The organism is Mycolicibacterium xanthum, from assembly GCF_019710635.1.
Classification (GTDB): Bacteria; Actinomycetota; Actinomycetes; order Mycobacteriales; family Mycobacteriaceae; genus Mycobacterium; species Mycobacterium xanthum.
Genome location: NZ_JAIFZS010000047.1, coordinates 40,863 through 63,492, shown reverse-complemented (window position 1 = coordinate 63,492; position 22,630 = coordinate 40,863). Strand labels below are relative to the sequence as shown.

At 68.5% G+C, this 22,630-nt stretch carries 20 protein-coding genes; 6 read left to right on the top strand and 14 right to left on the bottom strand.

Features of this window, described 5'->3' with window-relative positions; genetic code table 11:
• Position 1: 1 nt before the first annotated feature.
• A complete protein-coding gene (locus JDV09_RS18380) occupies positions 2-973 on the bottom strand; it encodes a peptidylprolyl isomerase (protein WP_221370581.1) in 972 nt (323 codons plus the stop codon).
• 11 nt (positions 974-984) lie between these two features.
• The gene (locus JDV09_RS18375; protein ID WP_221370580.1) at positions 985-1,875 is read right to left on the bottom strand and encodes a peptidylprolyl isomerase; all 891 of its coding nucleotides are present in this window, start codon (positions 1,873-1,875) and stop codon (positions 985-987) included.
• Between the two features lie 117 nt (positions 1,876-1,992).
• Here JDV09_RS18375 and JDV09_RS18370 point away from each other — a divergent pair, with 117 nt between their 5' ends.
• The 3 genes from JDV09_RS18370 to JDV09_RS18360 all read left to right on the top strand — a co-directional run bounded on the left by JDV09_RS18370 (position 1,993) and on the right by JDV09_RS18360 (position 5,522).
• A complete protein-coding gene (locus JDV09_RS18370; RefSeq protein WP_221370579.1) occupies positions 1,993-2,667 on the top strand; it encodes an MBL fold metallo-hydrolase in 675 nt (224 codons plus the stop codon).
• Positions 2,664-3,920, top strand: coding sequence for a histidine--tRNA ligase (hisS, locus tag JDV09_RS18365; RefSeq protein WP_221370578.1), 1,257 nt, complete (start codon positions 2,664-2,666; stop codon positions 3,918-3,920). The genes JDV09_RS18370 and hisS overlap by 4 nt, the downstream gene beginning before the upstream one ends.
• A 390-nt stretch (positions 3,921-4,310) precedes the next feature.
• Entirely contained in the window at positions 4,311-5,522 is a 1,212-nt protein-coding gene (locus JDV09_RS18360; RefSeq protein WP_221370577.1) for a hypothetical protein, read from the top strand.
• 118 nt (positions 5,523-5,640) lie between these two features.
• On the opposite strand, the gene urtE is transcribed toward JDV09_RS18360, so the two are convergent.
• The 5 genes from urtE to urtA are packed head-to-tail and all read right to left on the bottom strand — an operon-like array spanning position 5,641 to position 10,468.
• Positions 5,641-6,333 (bottom strand): urea ABC transporter ATP-binding subunit UrtE, encoded by a 693-nt coding sequence (gene urtE, locus JDV09_RS18355; RefSeq protein ID WP_221370576.1) that lies wholly within the window; start codon positions 6,331-6,333, stop codon positions 5,641-5,643.
• Positions 6,333-7,121, bottom strand: a complete 789-nt coding sequence (gene urtD, locus JDV09_RS18350) for an urea ABC transporter ATP-binding protein UrtD (RefSeq protein ID WP_255605597.1) — start codon at positions 7,119-7,121, stop codon at positions 6,333-6,335. Before urtD ends, urtE begins: the two co-directional genes overlap by 1 nt.
• A gap of 53 nt (positions 7,122-7,174) precedes the next feature.
• Complete coding sequence (urtC, locus tag JDV09_RS18345; protein ID WP_221370620.1) at positions 7,175-8,287, bottom strand: urea ABC transporter permease subunit UrtC; 1,113 nt, start codon at positions 8,285-8,287, stop codon at positions 7,175-7,177.
• 23 nt (positions 8,288-8,310) lie between these two features.
• Complete coding sequence (urtB, locus tag JDV09_RS18340; RefSeq protein WP_221370574.1) at positions 8,311-9,195, bottom strand: urea ABC transporter permease subunit UrtB; 885 nt, start codon at positions 9,193-9,195, stop codon at positions 8,311-8,313.
• A 7-nt stretch (positions 9,196-9,202) separates the two neighbouring features.
• On the bottom strand, positions 9,203-10,468 hold the full coding sequence (gene urtA, locus JDV09_RS18335) for an urea ABC transporter substrate-binding protein (protein ID WP_221370573.1): 1,266 nt from the start codon (positions 10,466-10,468) through the stop codon (positions 9,203-9,205).
• Positions 10,469-10,734: 266 nt separating this feature from the next.
• On the opposite strand from urtA, the gene JDV09_RS18330 reads away from it, so the two are divergent.
• Positions 10,735-11,160 (top strand): Rv2576c family protein, encoded by a 426-nt coding sequence (locus JDV09_RS18330; RefSeq protein ID WP_221370619.1) that lies wholly within the window; start codon positions 10,735-10,737, stop codon positions 11,158-11,160.
• Position 11,161: 1 nt separating this feature from the next.
• Here JDV09_RS18330 and helR read toward each other — a convergent pair whose 3' ends face one another.
• Positions 11,162-13,387 carry an RNA polymerase recycling motor ATPase HelR gene (helR, locus tag JDV09_RS18325; protein ID WP_221370572.1) on the bottom strand — a complete coding sequence of 742 codons (2,226 nt, stop codon included), beginning with the start codon at positions 13,385-13,387 and terminating at the stop codon, positions 11,162-11,164.
• 180 nt (positions 13,388-13,567) lie between these two features.
• Here helR and JDV09_RS18320 point away from each other — a divergent pair, with 180 nt between their 5' ends.
• Entirely contained in the window at positions 13,568-14,614 is a 1,047-nt protein-coding gene (locus JDV09_RS18320) for an Rv2578c family radical SAM protein (RefSeq protein WP_221370618.1), read from the top strand.
• 8 nt (positions 14,615-14,622) lie between these two features.
• Here the strand turns inward: JDV09_RS18320 and JDV09_RS18315 are convergent, their stop codons facing one another.
• From JDV09_RS18315 to JDV09_RS18300, 4 genes are all read right to left on the bottom strand, one after another.
• Complete coding sequence (locus JDV09_RS18315; RefSeq protein ID WP_221370571.1) at positions 14,623-15,876, bottom strand: acyl-CoA dehydrogenase family protein; 1,254 nt, start codon at positions 15,874-15,876, stop codon at positions 14,623-14,625.
• Positions 15,873-17,030: an acyl-CoA dehydrogenase family protein gene (locus JDV09_RS18310; RefSeq protein WP_221370570.1), complete on the bottom strand. Its 1,158-nt coding sequence runs from the start codon at positions 17,028-17,030 to the stop codon at positions 15,873-15,875. Before JDV09_RS18310 ends, JDV09_RS18315 begins: the two co-directional genes overlap by 4 nt.
• A gap of 98 nt (positions 17,031-17,128) precedes the next feature.
• On the bottom strand, positions 17,129-18,358 hold the full coding sequence (locus tag JDV09_RS18305) for an amidohydrolase family protein (RefSeq protein WP_221370569.1): 1,230 nt from the start codon (positions 18,356-18,358) through the stop codon (positions 17,129-17,131).
• A 144-nt stretch (positions 18,359-18,502) separates the two neighbouring features.
• Positions 18,503-19,123, bottom strand: coding sequence for a TetR/AcrR family transcriptional regulator (locus tag JDV09_RS18300; protein ID WP_221370568.1), 621 nt, complete (start codon positions 19,121-19,123; stop codon positions 18,503-18,505).
• A gap of 106 nt (positions 19,124-19,229) precedes the next feature.
• On the opposite strand from JDV09_RS18300, the gene JDV09_RS18295 reads away from it, so the two are divergent.
• Positions 19,230-20,114 (top strand): acyl-CoA thioesterase, encoded by an 885-nt coding sequence (locus JDV09_RS18295; protein ID WP_221370567.1) that lies wholly within the window; start codon positions 19,230-19,232, stop codon positions 20,112-20,114.
• Here the strand turns inward: JDV09_RS18295 and JDV09_RS18290 are convergent.
• Positions 20,111-21,745 (bottom strand): DUF885 domain-containing protein, encoded by a 1,635-nt coding sequence (locus JDV09_RS18290; protein WP_221370566.1) that lies wholly within the window; start codon positions 21,743-21,745, stop codon positions 20,111-20,113. The two genes, JDV09_RS18295 and JDV09_RS18290, sit on opposite strands and share 4 nt — an antisense overlap.
• Positions 21,738-22,628, bottom strand: a complete 891-nt coding sequence (ypfJ, locus tag JDV09_RS18285) for a KPN_02809 family neutral zinc metallopeptidase (RefSeq protein ID WP_221370565.1) — start codon at positions 22,626-22,628, stop codon at positions 21,738-21,740. Before ypfJ ends, JDV09_RS18290 begins: the two co-directional genes overlap by 8 nt.
• Positions 22,629-22,630: the final 2 nt, after the last annotated feature.

The window sequence follows — 22,630 nt, the reverse complement described above, 5'->3', positions numbered from 1 at the left end:
GTCAGCCGATCCGGACCGACTCGATCGTCACCCCATGCGCCGGCCGGCCGCTTTGACCGCCGCCGGAAACGCCGGCGGCGGCGATGGTGTCCAGCACGGCCAGGCCCGCGGCGTCGATCCTGCCGAACACCGGATACGTCGGCGGTAGCAGCGAGTCGTCGTAGATCAGGAAGAACTGGCTGCCGTTGGTGCCGGGTCCTATGTTCGCCATCGCCAACGTGCCGCGCGGGTAGACCATGGGTGTCCTCAGCGCCGGGTCGGACAACCGGAACTGGTTGCCCGGGTACTCGCCGGGGAAGCGGTAGCCGGGTCCGCCGGTGCCGGTGCCGGACGGGTCGCCGCACTGCAGGGCCCGCAGGTCGGCATCGAGGCTGAGCCGGTGGCAGCGGGTGTCGTCGAAGAAGTGCTGGCCGGCCAGGCTGGTGAAGTTGCGCACCGCGCACGGGGCCTTGGCGTTGTCCAGCGTCAGTCCGATGTCGCCGACGTCGGTGACCAGGACGGCCGGTATCGCTGCCGGGGTGGTCGATGCCCGTCCCACCTCGGGCGGCGTGACCGGCCTGCTCGGCGGCTCGGTGGTGGCCAGGTACTGGCAGTTGGCGCCCAATGTGGCCGGCGGATCGAACGGCGGCAACGGCGGGGCGGAGTGCGGAATCCGGTCCACACCGCCGCCACCGAAGTTCTCGGCGTCGAAACTCTCCAGGCTGCGTGCCAGCAGCACGACGGCCACGATGCTGACGATCACCACGACGACCGTCGCCACCATGATCACGTAGCCGATCACCAGCCCGGCGATCGCCAGCCCCCGGCCTTCCTCGCCGGTCTTGCGGATCTGCGACAGCGACATGTGCCCGAACACCACACCCAGCGGGGCGAACAGGAACGCGCACACCAGCGACGCGATCGCCAGCGAGTTGGTGGGCCGCCGACCGACCGCCGGGTAGCCGGGATGGCCGTACGGGGGCGGGTAGGTCATGGCCGCGGAATCTAGTCGAGCAGGATCGACTTCACCGTCACGTCGAGCTTGGGGGGCCCGTCCGGACCGCCGTCGGCGGTCCCGGCCTCGGCGATCTTGTCGAGGGTGGCCAGGCCGGTCTCGTCGATCGTGCCGAACACCGTGTAGTTCGGGGGCAGCTGCGAGTCCCGGTAGACGAGGAAGAACTGGCTGCCGTTGGTGCCCGGCCCGGCATTGGCCATGGCCAGCGTGCCGCGCGGGTAGACGACCGGCTGCATCAGCGCGGGATCGTCGGGCTGGTACTGGTCGGCCGGGTACTCGTCGGCGAACTGGTAGCCCGGGCCGCCGGTGCCCTCGCCGGTCGGGTCACCGCACTGCAGCACGGACAGCGAGTCGCTGGTGGTCAGCCGGTGGCACGGGGTGTTGTTGAAGTAGCCCTGCTGGGCCAGGCTGGCGAAGCTGTTGACCGTGCACGGCGACTTGCCGTTGTCCAGCTGCAGCCCGATGTTGCCCTGGTTGGTCTCCATGCTGGCGCTGACCTCGGCCGGGTCGGTCGGCACCTTGCCGGTGCGCGGCGGGGTGTTGTCCTTGCTGGCGGCCTCGGCGGTCTTGTCGTACTGGCAGTTCTCGCCGAGCCCGGCGGGGGCGGCGAAGTCGGGCAGCGGCGTCCCGTCGGTCGGAGCCGGGACGTCCGACGGCGAGTCCTCGGGCGTCGACGTGGTCTCCGACGAGGCGGTCGGGGTGTCCGAGCCGCGGTTGGTGATGACGATCGTCGCCACCACGGCCCCGATCACGACGATCGCGGCCACCGCCGACCCGATGATCGTGTACAGGCGGCGCTTGCGCTCCTTCTCGGCGCGGCGCTCGAGCTGACGCTCCAGCTTGCGCTTGGCTGTCGCACGCCGTTGTTCGTTGGTCGGCACCGCCGGGCCCTCCTCGCAGTCGATAAGGTCGGCAACGAGTGTGCCAGCTGTTGCTGAGCGCACCGGGCGCGACCCTCGTGAACAGCGCCGCCGCCGGGGCATGGGAAGCTGGAAGGCGTGTTGATCACCGGATTCCCGGCCGGCATGTTGGCGTGCAACTGCTACGTACTGGCCCCGCGGCAGGGGGCCGACGCCATCGTCGTCGACCCCGGGCAGCGGGCCATGGGTCCGCTGCGGCGGATCCTGGACGAGAACCGGCTCACCCCGGCGGCCGTGCTGCTCACCCACGGCCACCTCGACCACATGTGGTCGGCGCAGAAGGTCGCCGACACCTACGGTTGCGCGGTGTACATCCACCCGGCGGACCGGCCCATGCTCACCGATCCGATCAAGGGCTTCGGGCCGAGACTGGCGCAGGTCGCGGTCGGTGCGATGTTCCGCGAACCCCGCCAGGTCGTCGAACTCGACCGCGACGGCGACAAGATTGAGCTCGGCGGCATCACGGTCGCGGTGGACCACACACCGGGACACACGCCCGGCTCGGTGGTGTTCCGCGCCGACGCCGATCGCGGCAACCCCGACTCGGTGGTGTTCACCGGTGACACGCTTTTCCGCCAGTCGGTGGGCCGCACCGATCTGCTCGGCGCCAGCGGCCGCGACTTGCTGGAATCGATCGTCACTAAACTGCTGGTGCTCGACGACGACACCCTGGTGCTACCGGGGCACGGCGAGCGCACCACCATTGGTCTCGAACGCCACACCAACCCGTTTCTCGAAGGTCTGACCCCGTGACTGAGTTTCACGCCCCCAAGGGCGTTCCCGACTATTTCCCGCCGGACTCCGCAGAGTTCGTCGCGGTGCGATCGGGGCTGCTCGAGGCCGCCCGTCGCGCCGGCTACGGCGACATCGAGCTGCCCATCTTCGAGGAGACCGCGCTGTTCGCCCGCGGCGTGGGGGAGTCCACCGACGTGGTGTCCAAGGAGATGTACACCTTCGCCGACCGGGGTGAGCGATCGGTCACGCTGCGCCCGGAGGGCACCGCCGGGGTGATGCGGGCGGTGATCGAGCACGGCCTGGACCGCGGGCAGCTGCCGGTCAAACTGTGCTACTCGGGCCCGTTCTTCCGGTACGAGCGGCCGCAGGCCGGCCGCTACCGCCAGCTGCAGCAGGTGGGCGTGGAAGCGATCGGGGTCGACGACCCGGCGTTGGACGCCGAGGTCATCGCGGTGGCCGACGCCGGTTTCCGCGCACTGGGCCTGACCGGCTTCCGGCTGGAGATCACCTCGCTGGGCGACGACAGCTGCCGCCCGCAGTATCGGGAGCTGCTGCAGGAGTTCCTGTTCAAGCTCGACCTCGACGACGAAACGCGGCGACGCGCGCAGCTGAACCCGCTGCGGGTGCTCGACGACAAGCGGCCGCACGTGCGGGAGATGACCGCTCAGGCGCCGTTGATGCTCGACCACCTCTCTGATGCGGCCAAGCAGCACTTCGACACCGTGCTGGCGCACTTGGACGCGCTGGCGGTGCCGTACGTCCTCAACCCGCGGATGGTGCGCGGGCTGGACTACTACACCAAGACGACGTTCGAGTTCGTCCACGACGGCCTCGGCGCCCAGTCCGGGATCGGTGGCGGTGGCCGCTACGACGGGTTGATGCACCAGCTCGGCGGGCGGGACCTGTCCGGAATCGGGTTCGGCCTCGGGGTGGACCGCACCCTGCTGGCGCTGCGCGCCGAGGGCAGGACGGCCGGCGAGGCTGCACGGGTCGATGTCTACGCGGTGCCGCTGGGCTCGGACGCGAAGGTGCGGTTGGCGGTGCTGGCCGCCGCGCTGCGCGCCGCCGGGGTGCGGGTGGACATGGCCTACGGCGATCGCGGGCTCAAGGGTGCGATGCGGGCCGCCGACCGGTCCGGCGCGGTCATCGCACTGGTGGCCGGGGACCGCGACCTGGAGGCCGGCACGGTCGGGATGAAGAGCCTGGCCACCGGTGAGCAGGTCGATGTGGCCGTGGATGACGTTGTCGCCGAAGTGCTTTCCCGCCTCTGACTGCTCCGCGGGCGCGCGTGTTTGCACGCGCGCGCTCCGCGTGTCGCGTGCAACAGCGCGCGCTCGCCTCCAGTAAGCGCGCGTCCCGCGCTGAGGGTTTGCCGGGCTGGCGGCAAGTCCGTCGTCGATTCGGTAACGAATGGGCACCGTCGGCGCCGGCGGGATGGTGGGTTCCCGATTGCTCCTTCGGCGGACTGCGGGCCGGCATGACGCCAACCGTCATGGCGTCGTCGTCGATCGTGGCGATGTATCCGCGGCTGCCGTACTGTCCGGTATGGTCGATCGTGATCCTCGCCAGCCGGGGCCGATCGCGGGTGTGACGCCGCGCGGGTCGGGAGGTCTCATCGCGGGGCGAAACGCATTGGGTCGCAGCGCGAGAAAGGCCGGGCCATGATTCCCTGGCAATTCGTCAACATCACCGCGGGCACCGGCGCGCCGAGTCTACTGAGCGTCGGCTGGCCTCCGGTCGCATATTCGCTCGGCGTCCAAGGTTCCCAGCACGTCTACTACCTCGCCGGCCAGTTGGTCAAAGTTCAAGGCGCCGTGGTCGATATCGACGCTTCAGTGCACGAATTGTGGCGGGGTAGCCACGGCTGGCATCACACCGACCTGACCGCGGCGTTGGGACTCCCGCTGGTGACTCCGGCGGCAGGCTACGCGTTCGACTTCTATGGCACCAGGCACCTCGTGTGCTTCGACATGAACTCTCATATCCACGAACTGCGCGGCGACCCCGGCGGTTGGTATCACAGTGACCTGACCGTCGATACCGGCGCCCCGGTCGGCGTACCGATGACGGGGTACGCGTTCGAAGCCCAGCGCACTGGGCATGTCATCTACATCGATGACGCCCCGACCCGCCACATCCACGAGCTGTGGTGGGATACGAACGGCTGGCATCACAATGATCTGACCGCCGCCACCGGAGCCCCGACCGGCAACGCCGTCGGCTATGCGTTCGAGGGCAGCTACACCCAACACATCTTCTATTCGAGCAGCACAGACAACCACATCCACGAATTGTGGTGGGACGCCGGCGGCTGGCAGCACAGCGACCTCACCGCTGCGACCGGAGCGCCGGTCTCGACGTGGCCCTTCGTGCGGGCGTATCCATTCGACGCGAAAGCCACCCAGCATGTCCTCTTCGTTGCCGGCCATCAGCTTCACGAGCTGCGGTGGGACACCAATGGCTGGCGACACGACGACCTGACGGCCCTGGCCAATGCGCCCGATGCGGCCGCAAACGGCACCCCGGTTGGCTACGCGGCCAACGCCCACGGAATCCGGTACGTCGTTTATCGCGGAGCGGGCAACGACGACCACATCCACCAGCTGTGGCGGGACAACACCCGCTGGCAGCACCGCGACCTCACCACGGCCACCGGCGCGCCGAGCGGGATGTGGCCGAGCGCCGGTTACGTCTCAGAGACCGCGGACACCCAGCACATCATCTGCACCCGTACGGCAAGCTTCGAGGAGCAGCAAGAACACATCTATGAGCTGCGGGGCCCGGCCCAGTCGATGTCGCCGATGTGGTTACCCAAGCCGGACCTGACGCCATTCCCGCCGTTCCCGAAGAAACTTCCACCGCGGCTCTCCTAGTCGGATTGGCATGCCGCCGGCGCGGCCCGTAGCACGAGCGTGCGCTCGTCGCCGGCGCGCGTGTGCGTACGGCACTTCCGGCGTGTCGGCGCACAGACCCGCGCGCTCGCGCAGAAGACTAGATCGCCATCGCGGCGCGGACGTCGGCCTCCGAGGACGAGCCGCCGGTCCCGCTGGACGTGACGCGACCGGACTCCAGGATGTAGTAGCGCTGCGAGGACTCCAGGGCGAAGCCGATGTGCTGTTCGACCAGCAGCACGCCCAGGTTCCCGCGATTCGTCAAAGCCGTGATGGCCGCCTCGATCTCGGCGACCACCGACGGCTGGATGCCCTCGGTCGGCTCGTCGAGGATCAGGCACGTGGGGGTCGTGATCAGCGCCCTGGCGATGGCCAGTTGCTGGCGCTGACCGCCCGAGAGCAGCCCGGCCCGACGGGTCAGCAACTCCTTGAGGGCGGGGAAGAGATCGAGCTGCTCATCGATCAGCTGCTTGCCGTTCTTGCGGCCGTCGGCCACCACCTGAAGATTCTCCGCCGTGGTCAGCTGCCCGAACGACTGCTGTCCCTGCGGCACATAGGCCAGCCCGCGGGCCACCCGCGCGCTCGGGCGCAGCCTGGTGATGTCGTCGCCGTCGAACAGCACTTTGCCCGACGAGCACTTCAGCAGCCCGACGGCCGCCCGCAGCAGCGTGGTCTTGCCTGCACCGTTGTGGCCCATCACCGCGGCCACCCCGTCCGACGGGACCTCGATGCTCACGCCGTGGATCACCTCCGAGCGGCCGTAGCCGCTGTGCACGTCCACCAGTTCGAGCATCAGGAGTTCTCCTCGATAAGTTCGGCCGGAGCGTCCTGCGCGGCGGCCGCGCCGGCCGCGGCGGTCCCCAGATAGACCTCCTGGACCTTCGGGTTGGCCTGCACCTCGGCGACCGACCCCTCGGCGATCACCTGGCCACGCGCCAGCACGGTGACCGACGTCGCGAACGCCCGCATGAAATCCATGTCGTGCTCGACGACCACCACCGTGCGCTCACCGCCGATGCGGCGCAACAGGGCACCGGTCTCCTCGCGCTCCTCGTGGCTCATCCCGGCGACGGGTTCGTCGAGCAGCAGCACGTCGGCGTTCTGCACCAGCAGCATGCCGATCTCCAGCCACTGCTTCTGCCCGTGGGCGAGCACGCCCGCGGGTTTGTCCACCAGCCCACTCAGGCCGGTGACCTCGAGCGCCTCCTCGATGGCCGGCAGCACCCCGTGGCGGCGCCGCAGCAGCGTCCACGGCGAGCGGCCGGCGCCGGCGGCGATGTCGAGGTTCTGCAGCACGGTGAGTTCCTCGAAGACGCTGGCGGTCTGGAAGGTCCGCCCCACGCCGCGGCGGGCGATCTGGTGGACCTTCTTGCCGAGCAGTTCCACGCCGGACTTGCGCACCGATCCGGTGGCCGACACCAGCCCGGTGATCGCGTCGATGACGGTGGTCTTGCCGGCGCCGTTGGGGCCGATCAGAAACCGCAGGTCGCCCTGCAGCAGCGTGAGGTCGACCCCGCTGACGGCCTTGAATCCGTCGAAATCCACTGTCAGGCCGCGGACTTCGAGGTACTCCGAACCCATCCCAACGTTGCCGCCGGCGGTCGGCTCCCTGCCCGCCGCCGATTCTGTGTCGCTCACGTCGGCGCACCCACCTTCGACTCCTCGGCTTCCGGTTCGGTTTCGGCGGCCGCGGGCGGTTCGGCCTTGCTGCGCCAACGGGCCCACAACAGCCCCAGTCCGGCGAGGCCGGCCGGGAAGAACCCGACGACCACGATGAACAGCGCGCCCTGCGCGTAGATCCAGCCCGACGGGAACTGCTCAGAGAACAGCGTCTGCGCCCACGCCACGCCGATGGCCCCCAGCACCGGGCCCAGCAGCGTGGTGCGTCCGCCGATCGCGACGCCGATCAGGAACGCGATCGACGGCAGGATGCCGACCTGCGACGGCGTGATGAACCCGATGATCGGGGCGAACAACGCGCCGGCGATGCTGGCGAAAAGTGCTGCGACACTGTAGGCGACGACCTTGATGTTGGCGGGGTCGTAGCCCAGGAAACGGACACGCTCCTCGCCGTCGCGCACGGCCACCAGCAGCTCGCCGTACCGGCTCTGCATGAGCTGACGCACGATCGCCACGACGATCAGAAGCGTTGCGGCGGCGATGAAGTAGAGCATCTGCTTGTTGACCGGGTCGGCCAGCCGGAATCCGAAGAACGTCCGGAAACCGTTGAGGCCGTTGAAGCCACCGAACACCTCGGGCTGACCGATCAACAGGATGGCCATGGCGGCGGCCAGCGCCTGGGACAGGATCGCGAAGTAGGCGCCCTTGACCCGGCGCTTGAACACGCCCAGACCCAGCAGCGCGGCGACGGCGGTGGGGACGATGACGATCGCCAGCAGCGTCACCGCCGGTGAGGCGAACGGCACCCACAGCGCGGGAAGCTCCCGCACACCGGCGATCTGCATGAAGTCGGGCACGTCGTTGCCGGCGATCTGGGCGTCGGCGATCTTGAGGTGCATGCCCATCATGTAGCCGCCGAGGCCGAAGAACACGCCCTGGCCGAGCACCAGCATGCCGCCACGACCCCAGGCCAGGCCGATCCCGGCCGCCACGATCGCGTAGCACAGGAACTGGCCGAGCAGGCCGAGCCGGAAGGTCGACAGCACCGCGGGCGCGACCCCGAAGAGCACCACCGCCGCGATCGCGAATCCCGCCCAGGTCTGCCAGCGCCCTACGAGTGCCGAGATTGCTCCTCGCGTCCGCGGCGCCATCACACCAGACTCCTTGTCCGAACGGTGAACAGGCCCTGCGGGCGGACCTGCAGGAAGATCACGATGATGACGAACACGATCACCTTGGCCAGCGACGCGGTGGTGTTGTACTCGATGAACGAGTTCAGGAAGCCGAGTGCGAACGCCGCGATGACGGTGCCCTTGATCTGACCGAGGCCACCGACCACGACGACGAGGAACGCGTCGATCAGATAGCTCTGGCCGATCGTCGAACTGGTCGAGCCGATCAACGTCAGCGCGACGCCGGCGACGCCCGCCAGCCCCGAGCCGATGAAGAACGTCGTGATGTCGGTCTTGCGCGACGAAATGCCGCTCGTCTCGGCCAGATCGCGGTTCTGCACCACCGCCCGGATGCGCCGTCCCATCGGACTGGCCTTCAGCGCGATCGCCAGCGCCGTGACGCAGGCGATGGCCAGCACGAAGATGAAGAGTCGGGTCTTCGGCACCGCGGCGCCGAAGACCTCGATCGCCCCGGACAACCACTCCGGTGCGACGACGTTCTTGGCGGGCGCACCGAAGATGTCGCGCGCCAGCTGCTGCAGGACCAGCCCGACGCCGAACGTCACCAGCAGCGTGTCCAGCGGGCGGTGGTACATCCGGCTGATCAGCGTCACCTCCAGCAGTGCGCCCATCGCGCCGCCGACCAGGAAGCCGACCACGAGCGAGATCAACAGCGAGACGCCGGCGCTCGAGATCACCTGTTGCACCACGAATGCGGTGTAGCAGCCGACCATGATGAACTCGCCGTGCGCCATGTTGATGACGCCCATCTGGCCGAACGTCAACGACAACCCCAGCGCGGCCAGTAGCAGGATCGAACCGAGGCTCAATCCTGCTACCAGCTGCCCGATCAGGACATCCATGCGCGGGTCAGCCCGACAGACCCTCGGCCCACGGGTAGCCCTTCAGGTAGGGGTCCGGCTCGATCGGGCCGGGGGACTCCCAGATCGTGTAGATCAGGCCGTCGGGCCGGATTTCACCGATCCGCGCGGTCTTGGTGATGTGGTTGTTGTCGCCGTCGATCTGCACCAGGCCTTCGGGGGCGTCGAACTGGACGCCGCCGGAAGCCTCCTGCACATCGGGCACCGCGAACGAACCGGCCTTCTCGACCGAGTTCTTCCACAGGTAGACCGACACATAGGCGGCCTCCATCGGGTCGGAGGTGGGCTTGTCGGCGCCGAACTTGTCCTTGTAGGCCTTGACGAACGCGTTGTTCTCGGGGCTGTCGATGGTCTGGTAGTAGTCCCAGGCCACCAGCTGGCCGTCGATGTTCTGCACGCCGATGCCGCCGACCTCTTCCTCGGCGATCGACACCGACACCACCGGCATCTCCTCGGGGGTCAGGCCGACGTTCTTGTACTCGCGGAAGAACGCGACGTTGGAGTCGCCGTTGAGGGTGTTGAACACCGCGTCCGCACCCGAGGCGCGCACCTTGTTCACGATCGTGGAGAAGTCGGTCGAACCCAGCGGCGTGTAGTCCTCGCCCAGGATCTCGATGCCGTTGGCCTCCGCGTAGGCCTTGATGATGCGGTTGGCGGTCTGCGGGAACACGTAGTCGCTACCCACCAGGTAGAGCGACGTGATGCCCTGTTCCTTGAGGTAGTCCAGCGCCGGCACGATCTGCTGGTTGGTGGTCGCGCCGGTGTAGAAGATGTTGGGGGAGGACTCCAGGCCCTCGTACTGCACCGGGTAGTACAGCAGCGCGTTGTTGTCCTCGAACACCGGCAGCATGGCCTTGCGGCTCGAGGACGTCCAGCCGCCGAAGACCGCGGCCACGCAGTCGCTGCTGATCAGCTTCTGCGCCTTCTCGGCGAACACGGCGGGCTCGGAGGCGCCGTCCTCACCGACGAGCTCGATCTGCTTGCCCATCACACCGCCGTCGGCGTTGATCTGCTCGACCGCCAGGTCGATGGCGTTGCGCACCGTGACCTCGGAGATCGCCATGGTGCCCGACAGTGAGTTCAGCGCGCCCACTTTGATCGAGTCGCCGGAGGTGTCGACGCACGACTCGGCGTTTGCTGAGCCCTCGTCGCCCGCCTTGCTTCCGCAGCCGGCCAACAGGAGGCTGGTCGCTGCGACAACGCTGCCCGCGACGAGTGCGGACCGTTTGAAGGAGTGGCGTGCAGGGTGTTGCATGTACGGCCTTTCTGCATGTCAACAGCACTCATCCCCTGATGAGGCGCCGAGTCGGGAATCGGGGAACGCGGTGAAACGTCGGAGCGATGACACCTCTTCGGATGCCAAATCGGGACGTTAGATCGCCTGTGTTTCTGTCAAATATCTGTGTGTGACGAACGGATTAACGCGTACATGACATTTGAATTGGTTTGCTGTTAGCCTATTGAGCCGTCCGAATCGGACTGCGCGGTAACGATCCGGTACCGTCCGGCGATGTGACGAACATGCGAACAGCAAGAGCCAAGGCAAGCGCAGCGGTCGGTGCGTCACTGTTGGTGGCGGCAGGTATGGCGCTCGGTCAGCCGACGGCCGGCGCCCAGGAGGACCACCAGGTCCGGTACACCCTGGTGTCGGCCGGTGCCTACGAGTTCGACATCTTCTATCTGGCGGCGCAGCCGCCCAGCATGGAGGCTTTCAACGCCGACGCCTATGCATTCGCCAAGCGCGAGAAGGTCAGCCTTGCGCCGGGCGCGCCATGGGTGTTCGAGACCACCATGGCCGACCCGCAGTGGGCGATCATGCAGGTCAGCTCGACCACCCGGGGAGGGCAGGCGGCGCCGAACGCACACTGCGACATCGCCGTCGACGGTCAGGTGCTCGTGCAGCACGACGATCCGTACAACGTGCGCTGCCAGCTCGGAAAGTGGTGACTCACCCGGCCTGAACAAGATCCAGGCCGGCCAGTGACTCGGCCAGCGGCTCTCGGTGCAGCACGCCCAGACGTTGGGTGGCCCGGGTGAGCGCGACGTACAGATCGGCCGCCCCGCGCGGTCCCTCGGCGAGAATGCGTTCCGGGGCCACCACCAGCACCGCGTCGAACTCCAGGCCCTTGGTCGCCGAGGGCGGCACGGCACCCGGTACCCCGGGGGGCCCGATCACGACGCTGGTGCCCTCGCGTGCGGCCTCTTGTGCGACGAATTCGTCGATGGCGCCGGCCAGTTGTTCGTCGGTGACCAGCCGAGACCACGGCCGAAAGCCGCTGGAGCGCACCGATTCCGGTGGTTGCACACCGGGCGCGAACTCGGCCAGCAGCGCGCCGGCGACGGCCATGATCTCGGCAGGGGTGCGGTAGTTCACCGTCAGGGCCCGGTGCTTCCAGCGGCCGGGAACGTAGGGCGCCAGCGCGTCCTCCCACGACCGTGTTCCCGCCGCCGACCGGCGTTGGGCCGGGTCGCCGACAATGGTGAACGATCGGCTCGGGCAGCGCCGCATCAGGACCCGCCAGTCCATCGCCGAGAGCTCCTGGGCCTCGTCGACGACGACGTGCCCGTAGGTCCAGTCCCGGTCGGCGGCGGCCCGTTCGGCGAGGTCACGGCTGTCCCGCTCGAGGAACCGCTCCGCCAGACTCTCGGCGTCGATGACATCCCGGGCGAGCAGCTGATCCTCGTCGTCCATCAGGTCCTCGCGGTCGACCATCAGGTCGAGCACGCCGGCGGCGTAGGCGGCCCGTTCCTGGCGCTCGCGCTCCGCGGCCTCCTCACCCGAGCGGTCGCGGCCCAGCAGGTCGACCAACTCGTCGAGCAGTGGCACGTCCGAGACCGTCCAGGCATCGCCCTCGGCACGCCACAGCGAGGCGTGGGCACCCGCGGCGTGCAGCCGCTCGGGTGACGAGTAGAGCTCCGCCAACAAGCCCTCCGGCGTGAGCACCGGCCACAGTTCGTCGAGTGCGGTGTTGAATCCGGCGTGGTCGACCAACTCGTCGAGCAGGTCGGCGCGCAGATGCTCCCAGGCGGCGCGGTCATCGCGGGTCAGCCAGCCACGGCCGATCTTGGCGATCGCACGTTCGGTCACCACCCACGTCACCACGTCGATGAACACCGCGCGGGCCTCGTTGTGTGGCCGGCCGCTGGCGCGGGCCTCCTGGATCGCCCATTCGGCGGTCTCGGCGTCGATGCGTACCGACACGTCCGACAGGTCGATGGGGACCGGGGTCTCCGGGACGCGCGTGCGGTCGGCGACCGCGCGTTCGAGCACCGCCAGGATGCTCGAGGCACCCTTGGCCGCGGCGGCCTCGGGGGTGTCCTCGGCGCTGATGTTCAGGTGCGGCACCAGGTCCCCGACGGTGGTGAACACGACGTTCGTCTCACCCAGCGACGGCAGCACCCGCCCGATGTGGTCGAGAAAATCCGCGTTCGGTCCGACCACGAGCACACCCCGGCTCTCCATCCGCTTGCGCTGGGTGTAGAGCAGGTAGGCGACGCGATGCAGGGCCACGACCGTCTTGCCGGTGCCCGGCCCGCCCTCGATGACCAGCACGCCCGGATGGTCGAGGCGGATGATCTCGTCCTGTTCAGCCTGGATCGTGGCGACGATGTCGCGCATACCCTCCCCGCGCGGGGCGTTGACCGCGGCCAGCAGGGCGGCATCGCTGGACGGGCCGGCTCCGTCGCCGGCCCCGTCGGGCGATCCGAACACCTCGTCGGTGAACTCCACCAGTCGCCGGCCGAGGCTGCGGAACTGCCTTCGTCTGCGCATGTCCTCCGGGTTGGCGCCGGTGGCGACATAGAACGGGCGGGCGGCCGGTGCGCGCCAGTCGAGCAGCAGCGGCTCGTAGTCGTCGTCCTCGTCGAAGATCCCGATACGGCCGACGTAGCGGCGTTCGCCGGAGTTGCCGTCGAGCCGGCCGAAACACAGACCGTGGTCGGCGACGTTCCACCGGTGCATCTGGCCGGCCAGGGCGCGCACCTCGGCGTCGCGGTCCAGCAGGGTGCCGCCATCGCCGCGCAACGCCGCACGGTAGCGCGTCCCCAGGCGCGAACGTTCGGCGTCGAACCGTTCGTAGAGCCCGTCGACGTAGTTCTGCTCGGACCGCAGCTCGCCCTCGTAGTTCCTCGACCAGCCGTCGTCCACGGTCGAGCCGTGGTTCTGAGTTGACATGTGCCCCTTACGCATCTGCGTCGAGCCTGCGATTCTGCGGCATGGCCCCGGTCTTGCCGCAAGCCCCACCGTCCACGATATGGTGGAACGGGAAGAAGCGTCGGCTTCTTCCTTCGCCGTTTCGGGACCGTCGACCGGTACGCACTTGACACAGATGTCGAACGTATGTTCGCATTGGGTATGCGCTGGGCCGGGCAAGCCGTCGATGTCGACGATGGGGCGCTGCCGGGTCTGCAGCGCATCGGCCTGGTGCGCAGCGTGCAAACCCCGCAGTTCGCCGGACTGACCTTTCACGAGGTGCTGTGCAAAACGGCGCTGAACAAGATCCCGGCGGCCTCGATGCTGCCGTTCCGATTCACCGTGAACGGATACCGGGGGTGTTCGCACGCATGCCGGTACTGTTTTGCCAGGCCCACGCACGAGTACCTGGAGTTCGACAGTGGGCGCGACTTCGACACCCAGGTGGTGGTCAAGACCAACGTCGCAGACGTGCTGCGCCGAGAGCTGGGCAGGCCCTCCTGGACCCGGGAAACCGTTGCACTGGGCACCAATACGGATCCCTATCAACGCGCCGAGGGGCGCTATGCGTTGATGCCGGGGATCATCGGGGCGCTGACCGATTCCGGCACCCCGTTTTCCATCCTGACCAAGGGAACCCTGTTGAAGCGGGACCTGCCGTTGTTGGCGAAGGCCGCTCACCGCGTCGACGTGAGCGTCGCGGTGTCGCTGGCCGTGGGTGATCCGGACCTGCACGGCCGGGTCGAGCCGGGCACTCCGACTCCACAGGCTCGTCTGGGGTTGATCTCGGCCATCCGTGCGGCCGGTCTCGATTGTCATGTGATGGTCGCGCCCGTGCTTCCCGGCCTGACCGATTCGGCGGAGCATCTCGACGCCCTGCTGGGGCAGATCGCGGCCGCGGGCGCCACCGGTGTGACGGTGTTCGGGCTGCATCTTCGCGGTGCCACCAGGGGCTGGTTCATGGACTGGTTGGCACGTGACCACCCTGATCTGGTGGGGGAGTACCGGCGGCTCTACCGGCGCGGTGCCTATCTCCCGGCCGAGTACCGGGAGATGCTGCGACGGCGGGTCGCGCCGCTGGTGTCACGGCACGGGCTGGCGCGCGATCGCTCGTCGTTCCGCGGGACGTCCGCGCCGACCCCGGCGCCGCCGGCTACTGTCGATCAGCCGGCTCGGCCGGCTACTGCCTATCAGCCGGCGCTGTTCTGAGATCCGGGTCAGCTCTTCCCGCGTTTGACCTGGTTGAACGGCACACCCCGGTCGGCGGCGAACTCCCTGGGGAATCCGAGGATTCGCTCGCCGATGACGTTGCGGGCCATCTCCGAGGTGCCGCCACCGAGGGAGCCGGTCTGGCGCGACAGGTAGCGCACGCTGATGTCCAGCAGGCCCGCCCCGTCGTCGATGACGCCCGCGGTGCCTGCGATGGCCAGCGCGGTGTCCACCTCGAGCTCGGTGATCTCGGCGTGGAAGAGCCGGATCAGCGTGCCGCCGGTGGGGGGCAGCGACCCGTCGGTAACCGCCCGTGAGACGTGCTCGATCAGCTGCTCCTTGACGATGCGACGTGCCAGGGCCCGCCCGGCCAGGTCCTGGATTCGAGGGTCGTCGGCCTGACCGGTGGCTTCGGCCAGCCCGACGTGGTCGGGCGGCATCTCCTGGGCGTTCTCGGCCCCGTTCCCGCTGCCGAACTCCGAACCGCCGCCCACGGCGCGCCGCTCGTGGAACAGCTGCCGCGAGGCCACCGCCCACCCGCCGTTGACCTCGCCGACAACCGCGTCGTCGCCGAGCTCGAGCCCGTCGAAGAACTCCTCGCAGAATTCCTCGTTACCGTTGACCTCCTTGATCCGGCGCATCGTGATCCCCGGCGAGTCGAGCGGCACCAGGAACATCGTGAGCCCTTCGTGCTTGGGCACCGTCCAGTCGGTACGGGCCAGCATCAACCCGTAGTCCGCGGCGAAGGCGCTGGTGCTCCAGGTCTTGGCGCCGTTGATGATCCACGTGCCGTCCCTACGATCGGCACGGGTGATCACCCCGGCCAGATCCGAACCGCCGTTGGGTTCGGACAGCAGCTGGCACAGGACCTCCTCGCCGCGGATCGCCGCCGAGATCCGGTCGCGCTTCTGTTCCTCGCTGCCCTCGTCCAGGAGTGTCGCGGCGCAGATGGTGAAGCTCGGGGTGTTGAGGATCAACGGCATCTCATAGTCGCGGCACTCTTTGTCGAATGCTTTCTGGTAGGCCGGATCCAGTCCGAGGCCGCCGTACTCCCGGGGGAAGCAGATGCCGGCGAAGCCGCCCCGGTGCAGCTGCTTCTGCAGCTCCTTGGCACGTTCCCACGACGCGCCCTCGGCGCGCACCGCGAACGGCGGGTCGCCCGGATCGATGCGGGGCATGTTCTCGGCCAGCCAGGCGCGGGCACGGGCCGCGAACTCGTCCACCGATTCGGTGGTGCCGGTGGAGATCGCCGTGTCGGTCATGCGTCGGTGCCTCCGTTGTCGTCGGCGGATTTCCTGCTCAATGCATACACCATGCGGTGGTGGTCCTCGGGTGACCCGAACACGGCCCGGTTGAGGGCGGCCCGCCGCAGGAACAGGTGCAGGTCATGCTCCCAGGTCACGCCGATGCCGCCGTGCATCTGCACGCAGTCCTGCAGCATCACCGGGGCGCGTTCGCCCACATAGGCTTTGGCGACGCTGACGAGTTTACCCGCCTCGGGTGAGCGGGCCGCGACGGCGGCGACAGCGCCCGCCGTGGTCGCGCGGCACGCCTCGAACCACATCTTCATGTCGGCCGCCCGGTGCTTGAGCGCCTGGTAGGAGGCCAGTGGCCGGCCGAAGCTGTGCCGGTCGAACAGCCACTGATTGGTCATCGCCAGTACGGCGTCGAGGATGCCGACGGTCTCGGCGCACTGCAGGATCAGCGCGATCTGGCGCTGGCGCTCGATGATCGCCGGCGTCTGCTCGGCGGTGCCCACCACCGCCGACTCGTCGACGCCGACCCCGTCGAACTGTATCCGGGCGTAACGCTTGACCATGTCGACCGAATCCTGTGCGGTGACCGTGACACCGGGCGCATCGGTGGGTACCAGGAACTGCCGGATCGCACCCTCGCAATCGGCGGTGACGAGGACCGCCGCGCACTCGGCGCCGGCCTCGACGCGGTCCTTGGCGCCGTCGATCCGGTATCCGGAGCCGGTCGGGATCGCGGTGGTGGTCGCGGTCAGGGGGGCGAACGCCCGCCCCGGCTCGTAGACCGCCCAGGACGCCACCAGTTCGCCCGACACCAGCGCCTCGATGGTTTCCTCATGGCCGGTCGGCGCCTCGACGAGTCCGGCCAGCACGGTGCTGACCGGGTGCAGCGGGCCGGGCGCGACGGTGCGCCCGACCTGCTCGGCGACCAGGGCCACATCGGCGACACCGCCCGCCACCCCTCCGGAGACGCTGCCACCGCCGAGTTCCTCGGGCACCAGCAGGCTGGCCCAGCCCAGTTCGGCGGCGCGCCGCCAGAAATCGGCGTCGAACGAGATGCCCTCGGCCTGCAGGCCGCGCACGTGGGCCAGCGACGCCTCCTTGTCCAGGAAGGCCTCGGTGGTCGAGGCGAACAGCATCTGTTCCGGATTGGTGACGGTCATGAGATCGGTTCAGCCTCTTCGTGTTCGAAACCCGTCAGCCGCGGCCATGCCGATTTGGGCGGCACGGTCGCGGCTGCTGGGCGCTGTTACGGTCAGGTTCAGGCCAGGACGAGGGCGGGCACGTCGGGCTTGTAGACCACTTTGTTCTCGACCTTGAACAGGTCGACCATATTCTTGCCCATGACCTTTTGGACACCCTCGTCGTCCAGGCCGTGCGCCTCGAGGTCACTGACGAGGTTGATCGGGTCGGCAAGGCCCTCGGGGTGCGGCCAGTCCGAGCCGAAGATCACCCGGTCGATGCCGATCAGGTCGGCCATCTTCTTGAAGTCGTCCTCCCAGAACGGCGCCACGTACACACACCGCTTGAACGCCTCGACCGGGTCCTCCGGGAACTCGCTGGGCATCTTCGAGAAGACATCCTTGAACTGGTAGAACAGGTAGGGCACCCAGGAAGCGCCGTTCTCCACCGACAGGATGCGCAGGTCCGGGTTGCGGGTCAACGCGCCGTGGCAGACCAGCGCGGCCATGCTGTCCTCGATCGGGCGCTTGCCCATCGCCACCATCCGGAACGAGGTCGGCTTGAACGGCAGGAACTCGTCGGCGGGCTCCCAGTCGTTGAGGTACTGGGCGTAGCCGCTGTCGGAGGCGTGCATCGCCACCGGGATGCCGGCCTTCACGCAGGCCTGCCAGAACGGGTCGAACTCCTCGGTGCCGAACGAGCGGGTGCCGCGGAAGCCGGGCACCGGGGCCGGGCGCACCAGGACGGTCTTGGCGCCGCGCTCCAGGCACCACTCGAGTTCCTCGAGTGCGCGGTCGACGATCGGCAGCGTGATCACCGGGGTGGAGAAGATCCGGTCTTCGTAGTTGAACTGCCAGGTCTCGTACATCCACTCGTTGAGCGCGTGGATGATGTCGTGGATCAGTTCCGGATCGTCCTTGAGGCGCTCCTCGACCAGCGACGCCAGCGTCGGGAACATCAGTGTGTAGTCCAGGCCCAGGCCGTCCATGACCTCGAGGCGCGCCGCGGGGTCGCGGAACGCGGGAATGGATTTCATCGGTTTGCCCATCACCTCGCGGTAGCTCTTGCCGCCGCTGCCGTGCCGGAAGTATTCCTCCTGGGCGCCGGGGCGGGCGACCACCTCGAACGTCGGGTTGGGGATGTAGTCGCTGATGTGGTTGCGCACCACGATCTTGGTGCGGCCGTGCACGTCGATGTAGTCGATGACGCCCTTGTGCTTGTCCGGGAGGAACTTGGTCAGCGCCTCCTTGGGCTCGTAGAAGTGGTTGTCCGCGTCGAACACCGGATAGTCGAGGATGCGTGAGGGCATGAGATGTGCTCCTGACAGGTCGTATTTCCGAGAAGTGGTAATGGCATTACCGCTCCAGTGGTAACGACATTACCACGCGGCGGCGTAATGCCGCCAGGGGCGGTTTTCCGGAACGGTTTACCCAGGTCAGGCGATGTATACCGGTCAGGGCCGGAGTCCGCGAACGCTGAATGTGTAGACATGGTCGCCGTCGATGGGGACGCCGTTCAGCTCGGCCCCGATGTCGCGCAGCCGCAACGCGCCCAGCACCGTCTGCATCAGGATCGCGGAGTCGGTGTCGACGTCGAGATCGGCCCGGAATGCGCCCTCGGCGACGCCGCGGCGCAAGATGTCACCGATCAGGGTGTGCAGCGGCGCGAGCACCTTGGCGAATTCCTTCGGCCTGGTCTCCAGCAGATGGTCGTTGTAGTACGTCAGGCCGCGGTTGATGCTGTCCTGAGTGCTCGACTCGGCGGGTGCGCTGATCCGCACGATCAGCGTGCGCAGAGCGTCGTCGCTGGGCAATGGTTCGGTTTCGGCGCGCCACCGCTCGGTCGAGTCGGCCATGATCTTCTCCACCAGGGCCAGCAGCAGCTCGTCCTTGGTGGCGAAGTGCTGGTAGAAGGCCCGCAACGAGGTTTTGGACCGCTCGACGACCTCCAGCACGGTGAAGTCTGTGCGGCCCGTCTCGCCGAGGATCGCCAGCGCCGAACGCATGAAGCGGCTCTCGCGGGACTCGGTCTCCGCGGCCGGATCCGACTGGGCCCGAGCGCTACGTGCGGCCATTCACGCCCCCTCCGCAATTCCGACAACAGATGGTAATGACGTTACCGCTTTTCCCGAACCTCGGTTAACCTTCCGTGTCGACGGCACGAGTGGAGGCGAAGGGCACATGACAACGGATTCGGCGGATACCCAGTGGACGGTGCAGGGACTGCTCGACCTGTTCGACGCGCAACCCGCGGGGGAGAACGCCTTCACCGCGCAGACCGGGCTCGCGGGTGAGGACGAACGGCAGGTGGTCGAGGGCACCCAGATCCTCGCGGCGTCGATCGTGGCCGCCGCCAAGCGATTTCCGGACAAGTCGATCCGATCGTGCTACGCGGTGTTCGCGCGCGCGATGCTGGTCGGCGCCGGGCCGGTCGAACTCGACATCGACGTGGTCGGCGAGGGCCGCTCGACCGCGACGGCGGTGGTCACCGCCAAGCAGAACGGCAAGCGCTGCATCACCACCACGATTCTGGCCGACGTGCCGACCGCCGACGTGATCCGCCACCACCTGCCCAAGCCGGAGGTGGCCGGACCCGCCGACGCCAACGTCTCGCCGATGCCGATGATCGGCCGTGAGCTACGCCTGGTCGACGTCGTGGACGTCAACAGCCCCGACGAGGTCGGGCCGCCCGAGATCTACGCCTGGCTGCACTACGACCCGATCCCCACCCGTGACGACCTGGCCAAGGCGTTGATCGCGTACTTCACCGGTCACCTCGGGATCTCGACCACGATGCGCGCCCACGAGGGCATCGGCACCAGCCAGGCGCACCTGACCGTATCGACCGCGCCGATGACGGTGTCGGTCAGCTTTCACGAACCGGTCAGCTGGGACGGTTGGCTGCTGTACACCCACGAGAGCACGCAGGTCGGCGCCGGGATGTCCTACGTCCGCGGCGCGGTGCACACCGAGGACGGCCGACTCATCGCGTCGTTCACCCAGGACGCGCTGATCCGTCCGTTGCGCACCACCGACACGGCGATCAAGGAGCACTCGCGGCTCTAAGCGGTCAGCAGCGCCGAGCGCAACACGTCCAGCGGTAGCCCGCCGAGATCCAGGGCGCGGCTGTGGAAGTCCTTGAGGCCGACGCCGCGTGCGAGCATCTCGTCGCGCAGCTGATGCCAGATGCGCTGCCCGATGGCGTAGGACGGCGCCTGGCCCGGCCAGCCGAGGTAGCGGTCCAGCTCGAAGCGCAGGTTCTCCTCGGCCATCGCGCTGTGCGATTGCAGGAAGTTCCACGCCCGCTGGGCGTCCCAGGTTCCGCCGTCGGGAGCGGTCAGCCCGCAGTGCACGCCGATGTCGATCACCACCCGTGCGGCCCGGAAACGTTGGGCGTCGAGCATTCCCATTCGGTTGCCGGCGTCGTCGAGCCAGCCCAGCTCGGCCATCAGGCGTTCGGCGTACAGCGCCCAGCCCTCGCCGTGGCCGGACACCCAGCATCCCAGCCGGCGCCACCGGTTGAGCCGGTCGGCCAGCACGACGGCGCGGCCGATCTGCAGGTGGTGGCCGGGCACGCCCTCGTGGAACACCGTCGTGGTCTCCTGCCAGGTGTGGAAGGTGTCCACGCCGTGCGGCACCGACCACCACATCCGGCCGGGCCGGGAAAGGTCTTCGGACGGGCCGGTGTAGTAGATCCCGCCGGTGTGGGTGGGTGCAATCCGGCACTCCAGCCGGCGCAGCGGCTCGGCGATCTCGAAGTGGGTGCCGGCCAACGCGTTCACCGCGCGGTCGGAGAGATCCTGCATCCAGTGCTGCAGGGCCTCGGTGCCGTGGATGACGTAGCGGTCCTCGCCGTCGAGGCGGCGCAGCGCCTCGGCGGCCGTCGCGCCGGGGTAGAGCAACGCTGCCGTGGCGTCCTGTTCGGCGACGATGCTCGCCAGCAGTCGCAGCCCCCAGTCGTAGGCCTCGTCGAGATCGACGGCCGCGCCGAGGAAACTGCGACTGAGCACCCGGTACGCATCGCGCCCGCATCCGTCGGCCTCGCCGGCGTGCGGCCCGATCTCGTCCCGGAACACCCGAGCCAGCGATGCGTACGCAGCGGCGGCGGATTCGGCATGGCCGACCAACTCGGCGTGCAGCGCCGGGTTGCCGGGTGCGGCGTCGGCGACCATACCGGTGAACAGGTGCTGGATCTGGCCCGCCTGCTCGATGCCACGGCGCACCTGACGGGCGGCCGGGGCGTGCCCGGCGGCCACCGCGGCGCGCAGCGCATCGGCGTAACCGGCTGCGCCGGAGGGTATCTGCGCGAGCCGACGGCCGATCGTCGCCCAGTCGGATTCGGTGTCGGTGGGCATCAGATCGAACACGTTGCGCATGGTCTGCAACGGCGAGGCGATCACGTTCAGCTCGCCGAGATCCAGCCCGGCGTCGTGTTTGTCGAGCAGGACGCCGAGCCGCTCGCGCATGGCGGCCACCGTGACGACATCGACGTCGTCGGCGGGGTCGGTGGCATCGAGTTCGCGCAGGGCGCCGCGTGCCGCCTGTGCGCGCGCTGCCACCCCGTCGGGGGAGTAGTCGGTGATCTGGTCGTCGTATCCGGCGATGCCGGATTCGGTTGCAGCGCAAGGGTCGAGCGCCGCCGAGGTCTCGAGGTAGCGTTCCGCGACGGCGTCGACGGCCGTCGTCGGCCTAGCCAAGGTCAGCGGCGGCGAAGGTGTTGCACTGGGCCGGATCGCCGGTCTGGTAGCCGATGGTGAACCACTTCTGGCGCTGCTCGGACGAACCGTGGGTCCAGGACTCCGGATTGACCCGGCCGGTGGCGGCCTCCTGGATGCGGTCGTCGCCGACCGAAGAGGCGGCCGAGAGTGCGTCGGCGATGTCCCTGTCGCTCAACGGCTCCAGAAACGGAACGCCGGTGCTCTCCTGCCTGGTGATCGAGGCGTAGTGCGCCCACACCCCGGCGTAGCAGTCGGCCTGCAGCTCGGTGCGCACGCCGGCGCCGCTGGCGCCGGTCGGGTCCCGCTGGGCGCGGCCCAGCACGCCCTCGAGGTTCTGCACGTGGTGACCGAACTCGTGGGCCACCACGTACTCCTGCGCGAGCGGCCCACCGCTGGAACCGAATTGGTCGACCAGGACCTGGAAGAAATCGGTGTCGAAGTACGCGGTCTGGTCCACCGGACAGTAGAACGGGCCGACGTCGCTGGTCGCTGGGCCGCACCCGGTGTTGGTCCGCCCACTGAACAGCTGGATGTGCGGCCGGATGTAGCCGGGCATCAGCTGCCCCCAGACACCGTCCACCGAGTTGCCCGTCGCGACCACCCGGCACTGCACGATCTCGTTGGCATCCTCGCCGGTCTTGCACTGACTCAGGTCGAAGCCGCCGGCGTCGACATCCTCGGTGCCGATCGGTGTCTGCTGCTGGGGGATCACCGTGCTGGGGTCCACGCCCAGGAACAGCGCCACCACCACGATGATCAGGCCGCCCAGCCCGCCGCCGATCGCGATACCGCGCCCCGGTCCCCGGCCGCCGCTGGAGGACGTGGTGCTGGTGTCGATCTGCATGCCCTCGTTGAAGGTCATCG

Bases quoted from the DNA above. Each gene is read 5' to 3' on its own strand.
- JDV09_RS18305 (WP_221370569.1), bottom strand. From the start codon at position 18,358: ATGCCCTCACGCATCCTCGACTATCCGGTGTTCGACGCGGACAACCAC.
- urtE (WP_221370576.1), bottom strand. From the start codon at position 6,333: ATGCTCGAACTGGTGGACGTGCACAGCGGCTACGGCCGCTCGGAGGTG.
- JDV09_RS18330 (WP_221370619.1), top strand. From the start codon at position 10,735: ATGCGAACAGCAAGAGCCAAGGCAAGCGCAGCGGTCGGTGCGTCACTG.
- urtD (WP_255605597.1), bottom strand. From the start codon at position 7,121: ATGGGTTCGGAGTACCTCGAAGTCCGCGGCCTGACAGTGGATTTCGAC.
- JDV09_RS18295 (WP_221370567.1), top strand. From the start codon at position 19,230: ATGACAACGGATTCGGCGGATACCCAGTGGACGGTGCAGGGACTGCTC.
- JDV09_RS18320 (WP_221370618.1), top strand. From the start codon at position 13,568: ATGCGCTGGGCCGGGCAAGCCGTCGATGTCGACGATGGGGCGCTGCCG.
- JDV09_RS18300 (WP_221370568.1), bottom strand. From the start codon at position 19,123: ATGGCCGCACGTAGCGCTCGGGCCCAGTCGGATCCGGCCGCGGAGACC.
- JDV09_RS18310 (WP_221370570.1), bottom strand. From the start codon at position 17,030: ATGACCGTCACCAATCCGGAACAGATGCTGTTCGCCTCGACCACCGAG.
- helR (WP_221370572.1), bottom strand. From the start codon at position 13,387: ATGTCAACTCAGAACCACGGCTCGACCGTGGACGACGGCTGGTCGAGG.
- JDV09_RS18380 (WP_221370581.1), bottom strand. From the start codon at position 973: ATGACCTACCCGCCCCCGTACGGCCATCCCGGCTACCCGGCGGTCGGT.
- JDV09_RS18315 (WP_221370571.1), bottom strand. From the start codon at position 15,876: ATGACCGACACGGCGATCTCCACCGGCACCACCGAATCGGTGGACGAG.
- JDV09_RS18360 (WP_221370577.1), top strand. From the start codon at position 4,311: ATGATTCCCTGGCAATTCGTCAACATCACCGCGGGCACCGGCGCGCCG.
- urtA (WP_221370573.1), bottom strand. From the start codon at position 10,468: ATGCAACACCCTGCACGCCACTCCTTCAAACGGTCCGCACTCGTCGCG.
- urtB (WP_221370574.1), bottom strand. From the start codon at position 9,195: ATGGATGTCCTGATCGGGCAGCTGGTAGCAGGATTGAGCCTCGGTTCG.
- ypfJ (WP_221370565.1), bottom strand. From the start codon at position 22,628: ATGACCTTCAACGAGGGCATGCAGATCGACACCAGCACCACGTCCTCC.